The sequence below is a fragment of the Halospeciosus flavus genome, from assembly GCF_029814175.1.
GTDB lineage: Archaea > Halobacteriota > Halobacteria > Halobacteriales > Halobacteriaceae > Halospeciosus > Halospeciosus flavus.
In genome coordinates this window covers 2,364,871-2,380,122 of sequence record NZ_CP122312.1, presented here as the reverse complement: position 1 = coordinate 2,380,122, position 15,252 = coordinate 2,364,871, and the positions used below count along the sequence as shown (strand labels likewise).

Genomic DNA, 15,252 nt, shown 5'->3' with positions numbered 1-15,252 from the left:
CGAGGTCGCTCGCGTCCAGTGTACGGAATCGACGGCTCGTCGTCGCCGTCGTGAGTGTCGTGTTCGCCGCCCTTCTCGTCGGGAGCGCCGCGGCCGTCCCCGTGGGGACGACGCTCGTCGTCTCCGACGCCGACACCGGCGCGGTCCTCGTCTCCCACCCCGTCCACGACGGGTCGACTGTCGACCTCACGTACACGCACAGTGTCCAGAAGACGCCCGTCCACGACGTCTACACCGTCCGTGGCGACACCCTCGTCAACACGAAGATGACCTTCGAGTCGTACGGGTGGGGTCTCCCCGCCCGGCAGGACGTCCGCGAGGTGAACGGGACGCTCGTCTTCGACCCCGACTGGGAGGGTCGCCACCTGTACGTCACGCCCGGCCGTGTCGCCGGCCACGAACTCGTCGTCGACGGCCACCGCTACGACCTGGTCGCGCTGTCGAACGCGAGTTCCGTCCGTATCGAACTGACCGACCGGTCCGCCCTCGACGCAGCAATCGACGCCGCTACACATGAGTGAGACTACCCCCGCCGACGCCGCGGACGCCCCGGCCGACGCGGACGAGATCGTAGAGGAGATCGAACGAAAGCGTACACTTCGCGGCTACGCCGCCGTCGTGACGGCCGCCATCGGTATCACCTTCTCGGCGTTCCAGCTCTGGTTGGCCGCCGGTCTCGCGGTGCCGATTCCGTTCGTCGGGTGGATGGAGGCGGCCTCGCTCCAGTCGCTCCAGGCCAACGCCATCCACGTCACCTTCGGCTTGCTGATGGCGTTCATGCTGTTCCCGCCGACGCAGGGCGACGGCTTCGTCGCCCGTGGTCTCGCGAGAGTCGTCCCCGCGGCCCGCGAACGCTTCGGGGCCGACAGCCCGTTCACCGCGGCGCTCGACCGCGTTCGGGGGGCGTTCCGCTGGTTCTTCCTCGACCCCGACGGTGACCGCGTCACGCCTTCCGACGTGGTGTTGATGGTGTTCGCCGTCATGGCGGGTGGCTACGTCGTCACCGAGTTCCAGGAGATCCAGCGCCTCCGCGTCTTCGGCGTCGACGCCGGTCGCCCCATCCAGGAGGTCTTCCCCGTCCTCGAACTGCCGGTGCAGGCCATCGCCGCACTCGGCATCCCGCTCGACACCACCTCCTACGCCTTCATCGCGGGCGTGCTCGGTGCGCTCCTCGTCCTGGAGGCGACCCGCCGCGCCATCGGCTTCTACCTGATGGTGCTCGTCTCGCTGTTCCTCGTCTACGCCCGGTTCGGCTACCTCATCTCGGGGTCCGCGCCGTTCATCGGCGTCTTCGCGACCAACGAAATCGGCTGGGCGTCCATCGTCCAGAACCTCTGGTTCAACACCGAGAACGGGATCTTCGGCATCCCGGTCTCCGTGAGCGTTCAGTTCATCTACATCTTCGTCCTCTTCGGGGCGTTCCTGGAGATGAGCGGCGCCGGCAAGTGGTTCATCGAACTCGCCTACTCGTTGACCGGCCACAAGAAGGGCGGTCCCGCGAAGGCGTCCATCCTCGCCAGCGGGTTCATGGGCACCATCAGCGGGTCGTCCATCGCGAACACGGTCACGACGGGCGCGTTCACCATCCCGCTGATGAAGCGCTCGGGCTACCGCCCCGAGTTCGCGGGCGGCGTCGAGGCCTCCGCGTCCTCGGGCGGGCAGATTCTCCCGCCCGTCATGGGCGCGGCCGCGTTCCTCATCGTCTCGTTCACCGGGACGCCGTTCGCGGACGTCGTGGTCGCCGCCGCCATCCCCGCCATCGTCTTCTTCTTCGGGGTATGGGTGATGGTCCACCTCGAAGCCTCGAAGGAGGGCATCGGCGGTATCGACGCCTCCGAAGTCGTCGACTTCTCGCCGCACTTCAAACGCGGGTGGTTCTACCTCGTCCCGCTAGGCCTGCTCCTCTACTACCTCATCGTCGTCCGCTACACGGTGGCCCGTTCGGCGTGGTTCACCATCGTCGCGCTCGTGGCGCTCATCGCGCTCGTGGCGGCGTACGACGAGCAGACGCGCCTCCCGTTGTTCGGGACCATCGCGGCGCTCTTCGCCGCCCACCTCGCGAGTTTCTACGCCTTCGGTGTCGGACTCGCGGAGGCGCTGTTCGGCGCCCGCGCCGGTCCCCTCTCGCTCGGCCGGGCGTTCGACTTCGCCTCGGGTGACCTCGGGACCATCGTCTTCCTCGTCGGCGTCGTGTTCCTCCTCGCCCACCCGCGCGGCGAGGCACCGCTGCTCGACTACGACGAGCAGGTCGACGAGGCGGCCGAGACGGTCGCGTCGTTCGTCGGGAAACCGGCCCTCGCGCGCAACCGTGTGTTCGAGTACGGGACGTTCCTCGGCAAGTCGATGGACGCCGGCGCGCGGACCGCCACGCAGGTCGTCATCGCCGTCGCCGCGGCGGGCATCATCCCCGGTGTGGTCGCCTCGACCGGCCTCGGGCCGAACCTCACGACGCTCATCCTCAACGTGAGCGGTGGGTCGCTCGTCCTGCTGTTGCTCATCACGGCGGTCTCCTCCATCATCCTCGGGATGGGGATGCCCACGACGGTCACGTACATCATCCTCGTCTCCCTGCTGGGGTCGGCCATCAGCCAGATCGGCGGCATCCCCATCCTCGCCGCCCACCTGTTCATCCTCTACTTCGGGGTCATCGCCGACATCACGCCGCCCGTCGCCGTCGCCGCCTACGCCGCCGCCGGGGTGGCGAAGTCCGACCAGTTCCAGACGGGCGTCGAGGCGTTCTCGCTCTCACTGAACAAGGCCATCGTGCCGTTCGCGTTCGTCTTCTCGCCGGGCATCCTGCTCCTGCGGGGGACCGGCGGGCCGGACACGGTGAACGTCCTCTCGCTCGCGGACGTCCTCGACGTCGGGTTCTTCGTCCCGTACGTCCTGATCCCGGTCGTCTGCGTCTTCGTCGGCGTCGTCGCGCTGGGGCCGACAGTCATCGGCTACCTCTACGCGCCGGTGTCGCGGACGGAGCGCGGTCTGTTCGCCGTCGCGTCGCTGTTCATGATGGCGCCCGGGCTGATTCAGGTCGTCCGGAACACGCTCGGTTTCGACGCACTCCTCTTCGACCTCGTGGTCCGGGGACTCGGCGTCGCCCTGTTCGCCGCACTCGTCGTCAAGAATCGCCGTGCGAGCGAGGCGAACGGCGGTGGCGAAGAGCCCGCACCGGTCGACGCCGCGACCGCCGAGGCCTGAACCGAGACGAGAGAACGCTCCCTCACTCTTCGATTTCGACGCGCCCGCTCGTCGCCGAGCGGAGGCGGTCACGGAGGTCGGCCGCGGCGTCGACGTCCGTCGTGACCGCGAAGGAGACGCGCTCGCCGTACTCCGCCTCGACCTCGCAGTCGGCGGATTCGAGGATGCCCCGAACCGTCCCGGAGTCGTCGTAGTCGACGGTCACGTCGAAGGTCGCCTGCGGACGCACCTCGACCACGTCGGCGTCGTCGACGGCCTCCTTCACCCCGCGCGAGTAGGCGCGTGCCAGGCCGCCGACGCCGAGTTTCGTCCCGCCGTAGTAGCGGGTGACGACCGCGACGACGTTCTGGACGTCCCGCTGCTGGAGGACGTTCAGCGCGGGTTTCCCCGACGACCCCGAGGGCTCGCCGTCGTCTGACTCGTACTCGCGGAGCAGGTAGCCGCCACCGGGACCGCCGGACTCGACCCGAACTCGGTAGGCCGGCACGTTGTGGGTCGCGTCGTCGTACGCCTCGTTCATCTCGTCGACGAACGCCTCGGCGTCCTCGACGGTGTTCGCGGGCCGGACGTGGCCGATGAATTCGGAGCCGCGAATTTCGAAGGCAGCCTCGCCCCGCCCCGCGACCGTGCGGTAGGTCTCGCGTTCGCTCATCGACTCAGGAGAGTTCGACCGAGCGGACGAAGTCGAGACCCATCAGTTCGGTGATGACGTCGCCGGGGAGGTCCTCGTCGGTGACGAGGTAGAGTCGGGGTTCGTCCGTGAACTCGGGGTCCTCGCTGATGGTCTGGCGGATGGAGATGCCGTGGTCGGCGAGCAGGCTGGTCACCTGCGCGACGATACCCGGTTCGTCGGCGTCGTGGACGGCGATGGTCACGACGGTCAAGTCGAGGACCGGCGCGAGGTCCATCAGACTCGGAATCTGGGAGATGTTCTGGAAGATGCGCCGGAGTTCCTCGTCGTCGAGGATGACGTCGGTCGTCGAGTCGACGACGCGGCGGTCGACGCCCGCCTCCTCGGCGACCTGCGTGTAGGGGATCTCGATGCCGCCCGAGACCACCCGCCCATCGTCGTTGACGGAGAAGCCGCGTTCGAGGAGGAGGCGGATGACGGCCTGCTGGCCGGGGCTCCCCTCGAACTTCTGCATGATGTCCTCGAACATTCGTTGCCCGTCTGTAGGCGGGCCGGGCCTAAACCGTAGTGGGTTTCCGCACCCGTTCTCCGCGTGGTTCCCCGTCCCCGTCCCCGTCCCCGTCCCCGTCCCCGTCCCCGTCCCCGTCCCCGTCCCCGTCCCCGTCCCCGTCCCCGGACCCGTCCCCGTCCCCGTCCCCGTCCCCGTCCCCGTCCCCGTCCCCGTCCCCGGACCCGGTCACCGGGAGCCACAATCCACTTCTCTCCCGCGCCGTCACTCCGTGGTGTGTCGCACTCCGACGGATCGGTCGCCACCCCGACGGACGAGTCGACCCAGGGCGACGCGCCGCGACCGGGCGTTCGAGAGGGGATCCGCACCGTCCGAACCGCGTTCGTCGCGACGCTCGCCGACCCGTGGTTGAGCGTCGTGGCCGTCCTGTTGCTCGTCTGGCTGGGCGTCGCCTGGTCGGTCGTCACCGCCGTGTGGGCGCTGCTCCGGCCGGTGCTCGGCGTCGGTTCGTCGCTCGTGACGTTGTTCCTCGCCGTCCTCGCGGTCGTCTGCGTCCACGCGACCTTCTCCTGCTACGCGGCCGGCCGGGCACACGACTACGAGTCGCCGTTCTGGCCGGCGGTCCGTCGCGTCCTCGTCCACCTCCCGGCGCTGGCGGTCTACGCCGCCGCGACGACGCTCCTGCTGGCCGGTTCGGGCGTCACGCTCGGCGTCGCCGTCGCGGGCCTCGGTCTCCCGCCGTTCCTCGCGGCCGTCGGCCCGTTCGTCGTCCTCTACGCGTGGCTCGTCGGCACCTACTACTGGACGCCGCTGGCCGTCCGCGCCGACGAGCACTCGCTGTTGACCCTCGCCCGCGAGAACTGGCGACTCGTCCGCCACTCGTGGCGGGCCGTCGTCACCTGCCAGGCCGCGACGCTCGCGTTCGTCCTCGCGGGGTCACTCCTCTTCGCCGCCGGCGTCGGGTCGCTCCTCGCGGGGGTCCTCGCGGTGGTCCGCGACGCCGTCGGCCCGCTGCTCGCGGCCGTCGGCCTCCGCGGGCCGCTCGCGGCGCTGCTCGGCGTCGCGCTGGGGGCGTTCGGTCTCCCGATTCTCGGCGCCGCCTTCCCGCTCTCGCGGAGCGCCAAACTCCGGTTGTTCCACCGGACGCGCTGAGGCCCGCGGCCGGTAGCCACTCCTGTTCGCCGTGCTTGGCGTCGGCTTCGTCGTCGCCGTCGCTCTCGTCTCGCCGGCCGTCTACGCGTACACGCGTGCACTGAAAATAGAGGCGTACCGCTACAGTTGACCCTTCGTGCTGGGCGTGCCGGAGCGACGCTCGTCGAGGCGGGTGGCGTCGTCGAGCGCGCGGGCGTTCGCCTTGAACAGCGCCTCGATTTCGTGGTGGGCGTTCTCGCCCTCGACGCCGCAGTGGAGCGTGAGGCCGGCGTTGTGGGCGAACGACTGGAAGAAGTGGTCGGCCATCGCGCTCGTGAACTCGCCGACGCGCTCCTGGGAGAACACGCCGTCGAACTCGTAGTAGGGGCGTCCGGAGACGTCCACGACGACGTCGCCGACGGCCTCGTCGAGGGGGACCCGTCGGTCGGCGTAGCGGCGGATGCCGCGCTTGTCGTCGAGTGCCTCCTCGAACGCCTGCCCGAGCACGATGGCGACGTCCTCGACGGTGTGGTGCTCGTCGATGTGGAGGTCGCCGTCGCACCGGACAGTCAAATCGAAGAGACCGTGTTTGGCGAACGACTCCAGCACGTGGTCGAAGAAGCCGACGCCCGTGTCGACGGTCGCGTCGCCGTCGCCGTCGACGTCGAGGGTGACCTCGATCTCCGTCTCCTTCGTCTCGCGCGTGACTGCGGCCGTGCGCTCGCCGTCGCTCATGGGCGGAGTTCGGTGCGCGGGCTATTGGTCGTTGTGCTCGACCGTCCCCCTCGTCTCTTTATATATCTCGCACTAGTACATAAGTGGAGTTCGCCTACTCCTCGCCGTGGACCGCCCGCTTCGCCTCTTCGAGGGTGAAGTTCCCCTCGTAGAGGGCGGTGCCGACGACGACGGCCGCCGCGCCGGCGACGTCGAGGGTGACGACGTCCTGGACGGTGGCGACGCCGCCGCTCGCGACGACGGGGATGTCGACGGCTTCGACGATTCGGCCGACCTCTTCCTCGCGGACGCCGGCCTGCTTGCCCTCGACGTCGACGTCGGTGAAGAGGATTCCCGCGGCGCCGAGTTCCGCGTAGTTCTGTGCGGCTTTCGCCGGGTCGAGACCCGTCCCCTCGGTCCACCCCGAGACGACGACCTCTCCCTCCTTCGCGTCGAGACTGACGAGCACGGAGTCGGGGTACTCCTCGCTGATTTCGGCGACGATGTCGGGGTTCTCGACCGCCGCGGTGCCGAGGATGACGCGGTCGACACCCATATCGAGGAGGTCGATGGCGTCCTCGGCGGTGCGGATGCCGCCCCCGAGTTGCACGTCGACGTCGACGGCGTCGAGGATGGCCTCGACCGCGTCGGCGTTCTGACGCTCGCCCTCGAACGCGCCGTCCAGGTCGACGAGGTGGAGCGTCTCCGCGCCGGCGTCGACCCACCGCTCTGCCGCCTCGACGGGGTCGCCGTAGCGTTTGCCCGTGCCGCGCTCGCCCTGCACTAACTGTACGACTTCCCCGTCCTGCATGTCGACGGCGGGGATCACCTCGAACTCCTCGAAGGCCATGTGTGGGCGTCGTCGCCGGTCGTCAAAAACGTCCCGAGACGGACAGCGGTACGCGTCGGCACGTGTCGGCGCGCGTCTGAGGGACACACGGCGTCGCTCGCCCGAGGGATTCAAACCGCGGCCGGCCATACCACCGTGCACATGGCTCTGGGTATCCTTCTCCTCGTCGGCCTGTTAGTCGCGGCGTTCGTCGGGTTCAACATCGGTGGCTCCTCGACGGGGGTCGCCTTCGGACCGGCAGTCGGGAGTGGGGTGCTCTCGAAACTCGGCGCCGCCGCGCTGATGAGTGGATTCTTCTTCCTCGGTGGGTGGACCGTGGGACGTAACGTCATCCGGACGATGGGCGGCAAAATCGTCCCCTCGTCGATGTTCACCGTCGAGGCGAGCGTCGCCGTCCTCTTCTTCGTCGGTCTCGCGCTCTTCGTCTCGAACACGTTCGGCGTCCCCGCCTCGACCTCGATGACGGCCGTCGGTTCTATCGCGGGTCTCGGTCTCGCCTCGAACACGCTCCACTGGGAGGTGATGGGGCGGATCGTCTCGTGGTGGCTGGTCGCGCCCGTCATCGCCTTCTGGGTGTGTGCGGTCATCGGCCGCTACCTCTACCCCCACCTCGAACACTGGTTCGCGGTCGAGAGCAAGGGTGGGTTCCCGGTCACGCTCGACCGCTCCGGCGCCGTCCCGCGCCCACGACGGGCCGAGGGCGTGACCACCCGCGAACTCGTCGGGAGCGGTCTGGTCGTCGTCATCGGGTGTTACATGGCGTTCTCCGCGGGCGCGTCGAACACGGCCAACGCCATCGCGCCGCTGGTCGGGAGCGGCGAACTCGGCATCAACGTGGGCATCCTCCTCGCCGGCGTCGCGACGGCGCTCGGTGCGTTCACCATCGCCCGGCGCACCCTCGACACCGTCGGCAACGACCTGACCGACCTCCCACTGCTCGCCGCGCTCATCGTCGAGGTGGTGTCGGCCAGCCTCATCACCTTCCTCTCCTACCTCGGGATTCCGGCGTCGCTCGCGGTGTCGGCGACGATGTGTATCGTCGGTCTCGGGTGGGGACGTGCGACTCGCACCGCGCGCGTCCGCGACCTGGTCCGCGGCGAGGAAGAGGCGACAGTCTCCGTGAACGCCCTCGCCGAGGACGAGCGTCCCGAGGAGGTCCCCAAGATCGGCGAGGAGGAGTCCTCGGACCTCGTCGCGACGGACCTCTTCGACCCGTCGGCGACCGCCCGCGTCGTCGTCCTGTGGGTCGTCACTCCCTCGCTCGCCGCCCTCGCCTCGTACGCGCTGTTCAGTATCTGGCCGCTCTACCCGCACTGACGGACGGTCTCTCACGGTCGTACACGGCGGCCGTGGGGCGTTTCGACCGCGGAAAAGCAGCAAATACTTTACCTCCGGCGAGAGAATCCCCGGTTGATGCCAACCGTCGAATACCTGAACTACGAAGTCGCAGACGACCAAGGGTGGGACATTGACGACGAGGACCTCTTCGAGAAGGCCGCCGACGCCGGCCTCGACGAGGAGGACTACGGCGAGCTCGAGGTCGCCGAGGGCGAGTACATCCTCGAAGCCGCCGAGGCACAGGGCTACGACTGGCCCTTCTCGTGCCGCGCCGGTGCCTGTGCGAACTGTGCCTCCATCCTCAAGGAGGGCGAAATCGAGATGGACATGCAGCAGATCCTCTCGGACGAGGAAGTCGAGGAGAAGAACGTCCGTCTGACCTGCATCGGTAGCCCCGCTGCCGACGAGGTCAAGATCGTCTACAACGCCAAGCACCTCGACTACCTCCAGAACCGCGTCATCTAAGGCGCCGTTCGTCCCCGAACACCCGTTTCTTTCGCAGCGTCAACGGTAACCCCTAAGCCCGTCGTCCGCCACTCTCCCGACAGTGTACGCTTCGCTCCCCGACCTCCTGCGGTTGGTCGCCGTCCCCGTCCTCGGCTGGGCGGCCTACACCGACGTCCAGACCCGCCGCGTCTCCGACCGACTCTGGCCCCCGCTGTTCGTCCTCGGCGTCGTCCTCCTCGGCTGGGAGTGGCTCTCCCTCCCGGCGTACCGACAGGACCTCTTCCTCGTCCGGGTCGGGGTGAGTCTCTTCGTGGCCGGTCTCGCCTACCTCTTCTGGCTGACCGGCGGGTTCGGCGGCGCGGACTTCAAGGCGCTGGCGGTCCTCGCCGTCCTCTTCCCGACGTTCCCGACCTACTACGTCGGCGAGTGGGCGCTCCCGATCGTCGTCTCGACGCTCGGCGTCTTCTCGCTCTCCGTGCTCACGAACGCGATGCTCGCGAGCCTCGCCTACCCGCTCGTCCTCGGCGTCCGCAACGCCCTCGACGGCGAGTTCGCCCTCCGGATGTTCGTCGGCCGCCACGTTCCCGTCGCCGAGACGGTCGAGACCCACGGGAGCCTCCTCGAAGGCTCCGAGGGGTTCACCCGCTCGGGCCTCGACCTCGACGCCCTCCGGATGTACCTCCGGTGGCGGGGCGTCTCGCTCGCCGAGGTCCGCGCCGACCCCGACCACTACCGCGACCCCGCGAGTCTCCCCGACGAACCGAACGAACCGACCGACGGGGCGGTGCACCTGCGACCGGACGGCGGGACCGACCCCGCCGAGACGGACCGACCCGCCGCCGACGACCCCTGGGGCGCCGCCGCGTTCCTCGCCGACATCGAGGGCGACGCCTACGGGACCACGCCTCGCCAACTCCGGGCGGGACTCGACCTGCTCTGCGAGCGCGAGCGCGTGTGGATTTCGCCGGGGATTCCGTTCGTCGTCCCCATCTTCGGCGGTCTCGTGGTGGGTCTCGTCTTCGGTGACCTGCTGTTCGCGCTCTTACGCGCGCTGGCAGTGGCCTGACGATGGGAGCGCCCCGTAACCGCTATCCGACCGCCGGACGACTCTACCGGTATGAGCGACGCCGACTCCAGCGCCGACGAACTCGTCGACATCGACTTCGGACACGACGGACTCGTCCCGGCGGTCGCACAGGACGCCGAGACCGGCGAAGTGTTGATGCTCGCCTTCGCCGACCGCGAGGCGGTCGAACGCACCATCGAGTCGGGGACGGCCCACTACTACTCGCGTTCGCGCGAGGAACTCTGGCAGAAGGGGAAGTCGAGCGGTCACACCCAGGAGATCGAGGAGATTCGCGTCGACTGCGACGCCGATGCGGTCCTCTACATCGTCGAGCAGGAGGGTGGCGCCTGTCACACCGGCTACCACTCCTGTTTCCACCGGAAGGTGACCGAGGGGCGACCCGGCGCGGGCGACGAGAACACCCTCCCGGTCGAGACCGAGACCGTCGGCGAGAAGGTGTTCGACCCCGACGCGGTGTACGACGGCGAGGAGTGAGGAGAGAGGGAGAAAACGGATAAACCTCGTTCCCCTTCTTCGACCCAGATGACCGACTCCGTCGCGGCCGTCGTCGCGGCCGCCGAGCGACTCGAAGCCCGCCGCGAGACCGTCGCCGACCCCGGCGAAGACGCCCTCCGGGAACTCGCCGACGCGCTGGCCGACGTCCGCGCGGTCCTCGACCGCTACGAGGAAGACGCCACCGGGTACGGCGACTTCCAGCGGTACGTCGCCTTCCAGGACGACCTCGTCGCGACCGTCGAGGAACTCCCCGAGGACCTCCCCGAACGCGAGACGTTCGAGGACCTCCTCCCGGCGTTCCAGAAGAAGACGCTCTCGGAGACGGACTTCGAGGAGGCGCGTGCCGCACTCGACGAGGCCGAGCAGACGGTCGAACCCCTCTACGAACTGGAGGACGCCCGCGAACGCTACGACGAGGCGCGCCGCCAGGCGGCCGTCCGCCTGACCGACCTCCGCGAGCGCGTCGACGACCTCGAACGCCTCGTCGACCTCGGCGACGCGGACTTCGACGCACCGGTCGAGCGTCTCCGCGAACCGGTCGAGGCGTACAACGCGGCGGTCCGGGACGCCTTCGACGACTTCCGTGCGTCTGCCTCCGCCCGCGAACTCCTCGACTTCCTCGACCGCGCCCAGACCTTCCCGCTGGTCGGTTTCGACGAACCGCCCGAGGCACTCTCCGACTTCGTCGAGGACCACGAGGCGGGGACCGAGACGGTCTCTCGACTCCTCGAACTCGCCGACTTCTCGCACTCGAAACTCGGCCACTACGTCGACGACCCCGCGGCGCTCAAACGGGCCGTCGGCGGCAATCGGACCTACCTCGCCGGACTCTCGGCCGACCCGCTGACCGTCGCGTGGCCGCCCCGTCCCGCCGAGGAACTCCGGTACCGCGCCGACGAACTCGTCTCGCTCGTCGGCCGCCTCGTCGACCGGGTCGACGGGGACGCGTCGACGGCGGTCGAACACCTCCGAACGGTCCGCGACCTGACCCGCGACGACGACTTCGAACGGGTCCGTCGCGCGGCCGTCGCTCGCGAGGAACTCACCGACGAAGAACGCGAACGGGCGGCCGGCGACGTGGAAGCCGAGTTGGCCGACGCGCGGGCCGACCTCGAAGAACTGGAACTCCTCCTCGACGAGTACCCGCCGCGCTGACTACTCCGCTCTCGCCGCCCGGAGCGCCTCTCCGAACTCGTCGGCGAGGTCGCGAGCGCGCGTCTCGTCCGTCGCCTCGGCGTAGACTCGAACGACTGGTTCGGTCCCCGAGGGACGGGCGAGCACCCACGCGTCGCCGTAGTCGAGGCGGTAGCCGTCGATGGTCGTGAGGTCGGCGTCCGACTCGCGGGCCTTCTCCTCGACGACGCTCAGGAGTTCCTCGCGTTCGGCCTCGCTCTCGTACTCGACGTTGACGCGGACGTTGTAGTAGTCGCTGTACGGGTCGACGACCTCGCTGGCCGACCGCTCGGCGAGGAGTTCGAGGAACTTCGCGGCGATGTAGGCGCCGTCGCGGTTGAGGCGGTGGTGCGGGAAGATGACCCCGCCGTTGCCCTCGCCCGCGACGGGGACGTTCTCACCTTCGGCCTGCAGTTCGCGGATGCGCGTCATGATGCGCGTGCTCCCGATGGGTGTAAGTTCGAGGTCGGCGCCGACCTCGTCGCAGACGTCGACGAGGCGCTGGGAGACGTTGACCGCGGAGACGGTCGTGTCGCCCTCTTCGAGTTCGGCGGCGGCGAGGGCCGCGAGCGTGGCGTCGCCCTCGACGTAGTCGCCGTGCTCGTCGAAGAAGATGGCGCGGTCGGCGTCGCCGTCGTGGGCGACTCCGACGTCGGCGTCCGCGGCCTCGACGAGGCGGCCGAGGTCGCCGAGGTTCTCCTCGACCGGTTCGGGGTCGCGACCGGGGAAGTGACCGTCGGGTTGGGCGTTGACCGTGACGACGTCACAGCCGAGTTCGCGGAAGAAGTCGGGGCTGGTGTGGGCGCCCGCGCCGTGGCCCGGGTCGAGGGCGACGGTCAGGTCGGCGTCGGCGATCCGTTCGCGGTCGACCTTCTCCAGCAACTCCTCGACGTAGCGGCGGTTCGCCCCGTCGACGTCGTGGTCGTCGCCGACCGCGTCCCACGACACCGGTTCGAAGTTCTCCGCGAGGAACGCGTTCTCGATGCGTTCGAGTTCGTCGACGGCGAGTTCGACGCCGTCCGGTCCCACCAGTTTCACGCCGTTGTACTCCGGCGGGTTGTGCGAGGCCGTCACGACGACGCAGGGGATTCCCTCGTCGTCGGTGTAGGCCTGCGCGGCCGGCGTGGGCGTGACGCCGAGGCGCTCGACGTCCGACCCGACGCTCTGGAGACCGCTCGCGGCCGCGTTGACGAGCATCCGTCCCGTCACACGGGTGTCGCGTGCGACGGCGACGCGCTCGGCCCCCCAGAACGACCCCGCGGCTTTCGCCACGTTCAGCACGAACGCCGGGGTGAGTTCCTCGTTGGCGACCCCCCGCGTCCCACTCGACCCGAATACCTTCATAGTCGAGTGTCTGGACGGCCGGCCCAAAGGAATTCCGAACTGCCCCCTCAGTGCGAGTGGTCGTGCCCGTCGTGGCTGTCGTTTCCGTCGTGGTGGCCGTCACCGTTCGCGTGGCCCTGCTCGTTCTGCGGGAAGCGGTCGAGGAGGCTGACGAAGTAGTGCGTCCCCTCGTAGACGTAGAGCCCGCGGAACTCGTCGCCGCAGTGGGTGCTCAGGTCCCGTCCGAGTTGGTTCCCCGTCTCGACGGTCAGGAGCATCCCGTCGCACCACTCCCCGCGGGGCGTCCGGTCCGCGCGGTCGAGTACCGTCGCGAGGTTGGGGTGGGCGTCGACGAACCCGGCGTCGAGTTCGCAGACGTGGTCGGTGCTGTCGGGGTCGGCGCGCATCGCGCGGAGTTTCCACTCCTTCTCGCTCCCGAGGAAGGGGAGTGCACTCGCGCTCGCACAGCCGGCGAGGCCGGCGACGAGTGTCGTGCCGGCACCGGCCAGGAACCGCCGGCGGTCGGTAGGCATACACAGCCGTTGGCACGGCGCCGGGATAGGCACAACGCTTTCGACGGTGCCGGACACCTCTCGAAGTATGAGCGCGGAGAAGGACATCTCCCTCGACGAGAAGCGCGTCTTCGACGAGTCGGCCGACGTCGAGACGGTGCTGGTCGCGACCGAACTGGGCGTCGCCTCGATCTCGGTCTCCGGCGAGCAAATCGGTCGATTCGGCCTGGAAGTGCGCTGTGTCGCTCGCGACGTCGCTGCCGTCCCCGGTGAAGCCGCCGTCGCCACCGAAGACGGCGTTCTCCGGACTCACGGCGCCGAGTTCGCCGAGACCGGCTTCGCCCCCGCCGTCGCCGTCGGCTACCACGACGAGGTGCTCGTCGCCGCCGACGAGACCGGCCGAGTCGCCCGCTACGAGGGCGCGGCCGACGAGTGGTCGACGGTCGGCACCCTCGACGCCGACGTCCGAGCCATCGACGGCGACCTCCTCGCTACCTCGGAAGGCGTCTACCGCGTCGTCGACGGCGACCTCTCGCACGCGGGTCTCGCCGACGTCCGCGACGTCGCGGCCGCGGGGACGCCCCACGCCGCCAGCGACGGCGGCCTCTACGCCCTCGGCAACGGGTGGATGTGCGACGTCGAGGGCGACGCCACCCTCGTCGAAGTCGACCGGCACACCGCCAGTGCGAGCGGCGTCGACCGTGCTCACGCGGTCGTCGACGGCGGCTTCCTCGCTCACGACGACGGCGCGTGGCTCTCCATCGACCTCCCGGTCGACGAGACGGTCGCCGGCGTCGCCTACGGGACCGAGCGGCCGTTCGTCGTCACCGAGGACGGGACGGTCCTCCTGGAGGGTGACGCCGGAGAGTGGCACTACCGCTCGCTCGGTCTCGCCGGCGTGGCGGGCGTGGCGGTCCCCTGACCCGTCCCGGGACCGGCGGCAACGAAAACGCGTAAGCCACCGGCGCGAGAGGGTTCGTGTATGATTGTCAGCGGCTCCACCTCCCAGCAACTCGCCGCGGCGCTCGCGGCCGAGTTGGGGGAGGACCTCGCGCGGGTCGAGTACGAGCGTTTCCCGGACGGCGAGCAGATGGTTCGCGTCCCCCCGGTGGAGGGACGGGCCGTCGTCGTCTGTTCGACGACGACCGACGCCGCCCACGTCGAACTCCTCCAACTGCAGGACGCCGTCCGCGAGGCCGGCGCCGAGGAGGTCGTCACCGTAATTCCGTACATGGGCTACGCCCGGCAGGACGAGGCGTTCGAACCGGGTCAGCCGGTCTCCGCGCGGGCGATGGCGCGGGCCATCTCCACGGTTACGGACCACGTCGTGACCGTGAACGCCCACGAGACCGGCGTCTGCGACTTCTTCGACGTCCCGACGACGAACGTCGACGCCGCGCCCCGCCTCGCCGACCCACTCCCCGACGACCTCCACGACCCGGTCTTCCTCTCGCCCGACGCCAGCGCCGTCTCGCTCGCCGAGTCCGTCCGCGCCGAGTACGGTCCCGGTGAGGTCGACTACTTCGAGAAGACCCGCCACTCCGGCACCGACGTCGAGATCGAACCCTCCGAGACCGACGTCGCCGGCCGCGACGTCGTGGTCGTCGACGACATCATCGCCACGGGGTCGACCATGAGCGAGGCCATCGCCCACCTCGACGACCCCGCGCGCGTGTTCGTCACGTGTGTCCACCCGCTGCTCGCGCGCAACGCACGGCTGAAACTCGCGGAGGCGGGCGTCGAGGACGTCTACGGGACGGACACCATCGAGCGCGCCGTCAGCGACGTGAGCGCCGCCCAACCGGTCGCGCGCGTGCTCGAAGAGTAGAGAAAGAGAAGAACGGG

Annotated in this window: 16 protein-coding genes; 10 read left to right on the top strand and 6 right to left on the bottom strand. The window is 69.4% G+C overall.

Going from position 1 to position 15,252, the window contains the following annotated elements:
• The first annotated feature begins 50 nt into the window (after positions 1-50).
• The gene (locus P0Y33_RS12455) at positions 51-521 is read left to right on the top strand and encodes a DUF1850 domain-containing protein (RefSeq protein ID WP_382218354.1); all 471 of its coding nucleotides are present in this window, start codon (positions 51-53) and stop codon (positions 519-521) included.
• Positions 514-3,198, top strand: coding sequence for a TRAP transporter permease (locus P0Y33_RS12450; protein ID WP_279527714.1), 2,685 nt, complete (start codon positions 514-516; stop codon positions 3,196-3,198). The genes P0Y33_RS12455 and P0Y33_RS12450 overlap by 8 nt, the downstream gene beginning before the upstream one ends.
• Before the next feature lie 22 nt (positions 3,199-3,220).
• Here the strand turns inward: P0Y33_RS12450 and P0Y33_RS12445 are convergent, their stop codons facing one another.
• A complete protein-coding gene (locus P0Y33_RS12445) occupies positions 3,221-3,850 on the bottom strand; it encodes an IMPACT family protein (RefSeq protein WP_279527713.1) in 630 nt (209 codons plus the stop codon).
• Positions 3,851-3,854: 4 nt separating this feature from the next.
• Positions 3,855-4,358 carry an ACT domain-containing protein gene (locus P0Y33_RS12440; RefSeq protein ID WP_279527712.1) on the bottom strand — a complete coding sequence of 168 codons (504 nt, stop codon included), beginning with the start codon at positions 4,356-4,358 and terminating at the stop codon, positions 3,855-3,857.
• A 255-nt stretch (positions 4,359-4,613) separates the two neighbouring features.
• Here P0Y33_RS12440 and P0Y33_RS12435 point away from each other — a divergent pair, with 255 nt between their 5' ends.
• Positions 4,614-5,489 carry a hypothetical protein gene (locus tag P0Y33_RS12435; RefSeq protein WP_279527711.1) on the top strand — a complete coding sequence of 292 codons (876 nt, stop codon included), beginning with the start codon at positions 4,614-4,616 and terminating at the stop codon, positions 5,487-5,489.
• 120 nt (positions 5,490-5,609) lie between these two features.
• On the opposite strand, the gene hisB is transcribed toward P0Y33_RS12435, so the two are convergent.
• A complete protein-coding gene (gene hisB, locus P0Y33_RS12430; RefSeq protein ID WP_279527710.1) occupies positions 5,610-6,203 on the bottom strand; it encodes an imidazoleglycerol-phosphate dehydratase HisB in 594 nt (197 codons plus the stop codon).
• 94 nt (positions 6,204-6,297) lie between these two features.
• Complete coding sequence (hisA, locus tag P0Y33_RS12425) at positions 6,298-7,032, bottom strand: 1-(5-phosphoribosyl)-5-[(5-phosphoribosylamino)methylideneamino]imidazole-4-carboxamide isomerase (protein ID WP_279527709.1); 735 nt, start codon at positions 7,030-7,032, stop codon at positions 6,298-6,300.
• A 141-nt stretch (positions 7,033-7,173) separates the two neighbouring features.
• Here hisA and P0Y33_RS12420 point away from each other — a divergent pair, with 141 nt between their 5' ends.
• The 5 genes from P0Y33_RS12420 to P0Y33_RS12400 all read left to right on the top strand — a co-directional run bounded on the left by P0Y33_RS12420 (position 7,174) and on the right by P0Y33_RS12400 (position 11,554).
• Complete coding sequence (locus P0Y33_RS12420) at positions 7,174-8,349, top strand: inorganic phosphate transporter (RefSeq protein ID WP_279527708.1); 1,176 nt, start codon at positions 7,174-7,176, stop codon at positions 8,347-8,349.
• Between the two features lie 96 nt (positions 8,350-8,445).
• Positions 8,446-8,835: a ferredoxin Fer gene (fer, locus tag P0Y33_RS12415; protein ID WP_279527707.1), complete on the top strand. Its 390-nt coding sequence runs from the start codon at positions 8,446-8,448 to the stop codon at positions 8,833-8,835.
• 82 nt (positions 8,836-8,917) lie between these two features.
• Positions 8,918-9,883 (top strand): A24 family peptidase, encoded by a 966-nt coding sequence (locus tag P0Y33_RS12410; protein ID WP_279527706.1) that lies wholly within the window; start codon positions 8,918-8,920, stop codon positions 9,881-9,883.
• Positions 9,884-9,934: 51 nt separating this feature from the next.
• Entirely contained in the window at positions 9,935-10,378 is a 444-nt protein-coding gene (gene hisI / locus P0Y33_RS12405; protein ID WP_279527705.1) for a phosphoribosyl-AMP cyclohydrolase, read from the top strand.
• A gap of 48 nt (positions 10,379-10,426) precedes the next feature.
• Positions 10,427-11,554, top strand: coding sequence for a DUF7118 family protein (locus P0Y33_RS12400; RefSeq protein WP_279527704.1), 1,128 nt, complete (start codon positions 10,427-10,429; stop codon positions 11,552-11,554).
• Here P0Y33_RS12400 and glmM read toward each other — a convergent pair whose 3' ends face one another.
• Together glmM and P0Y33_RS12390 are read right to left on the bottom strand one after the other, a co-directional pair.
• Complete coding sequence (gene glmM / locus P0Y33_RS12395) at positions 11,555-12,916, bottom strand: phosphoglucosamine mutase (RefSeq protein ID WP_279527703.1); 1,362 nt, start codon at positions 12,914-12,916, stop codon at positions 11,555-11,557.
• A 47-nt stretch (positions 12,917-12,963) separates the two neighbouring features.
• Positions 12,964-13,428 (bottom strand): hypothetical protein, encoded by a 465-nt coding sequence (locus tag P0Y33_RS12390; RefSeq protein WP_279527702.1) that lies wholly within the window; start codon positions 13,426-13,428, stop codon positions 12,964-12,966.
• Positions 13,429-13,495: 67 nt separating this feature from the next.
• Here P0Y33_RS12390 and P0Y33_RS12385 point away from each other — a divergent pair, with 67 nt between their 5' ends.
• Positions 13,496-14,329 carry an HVO_0234 family beta-propeller protein gene (locus P0Y33_RS12385; RefSeq protein ID WP_279527701.1) on the top strand — a complete coding sequence of 278 codons (834 nt, stop codon included), beginning with the start codon at positions 13,496-13,498 and terminating at the stop codon, positions 14,327-14,329.
• Positions 14,330-14,389: 60 nt separating this feature from the next.
• The gene (locus P0Y33_RS12380) at positions 14,390-15,235 is read left to right on the top strand and encodes a ribose-phosphate diphosphokinase (RefSeq protein ID WP_279527700.1); all 846 of its coding nucleotides are present in this window, start codon (positions 14,390-14,392) and stop codon (positions 15,233-15,235) included.
• Positions 15,236-15,252 lie beyond the last annotated feature (17 nt).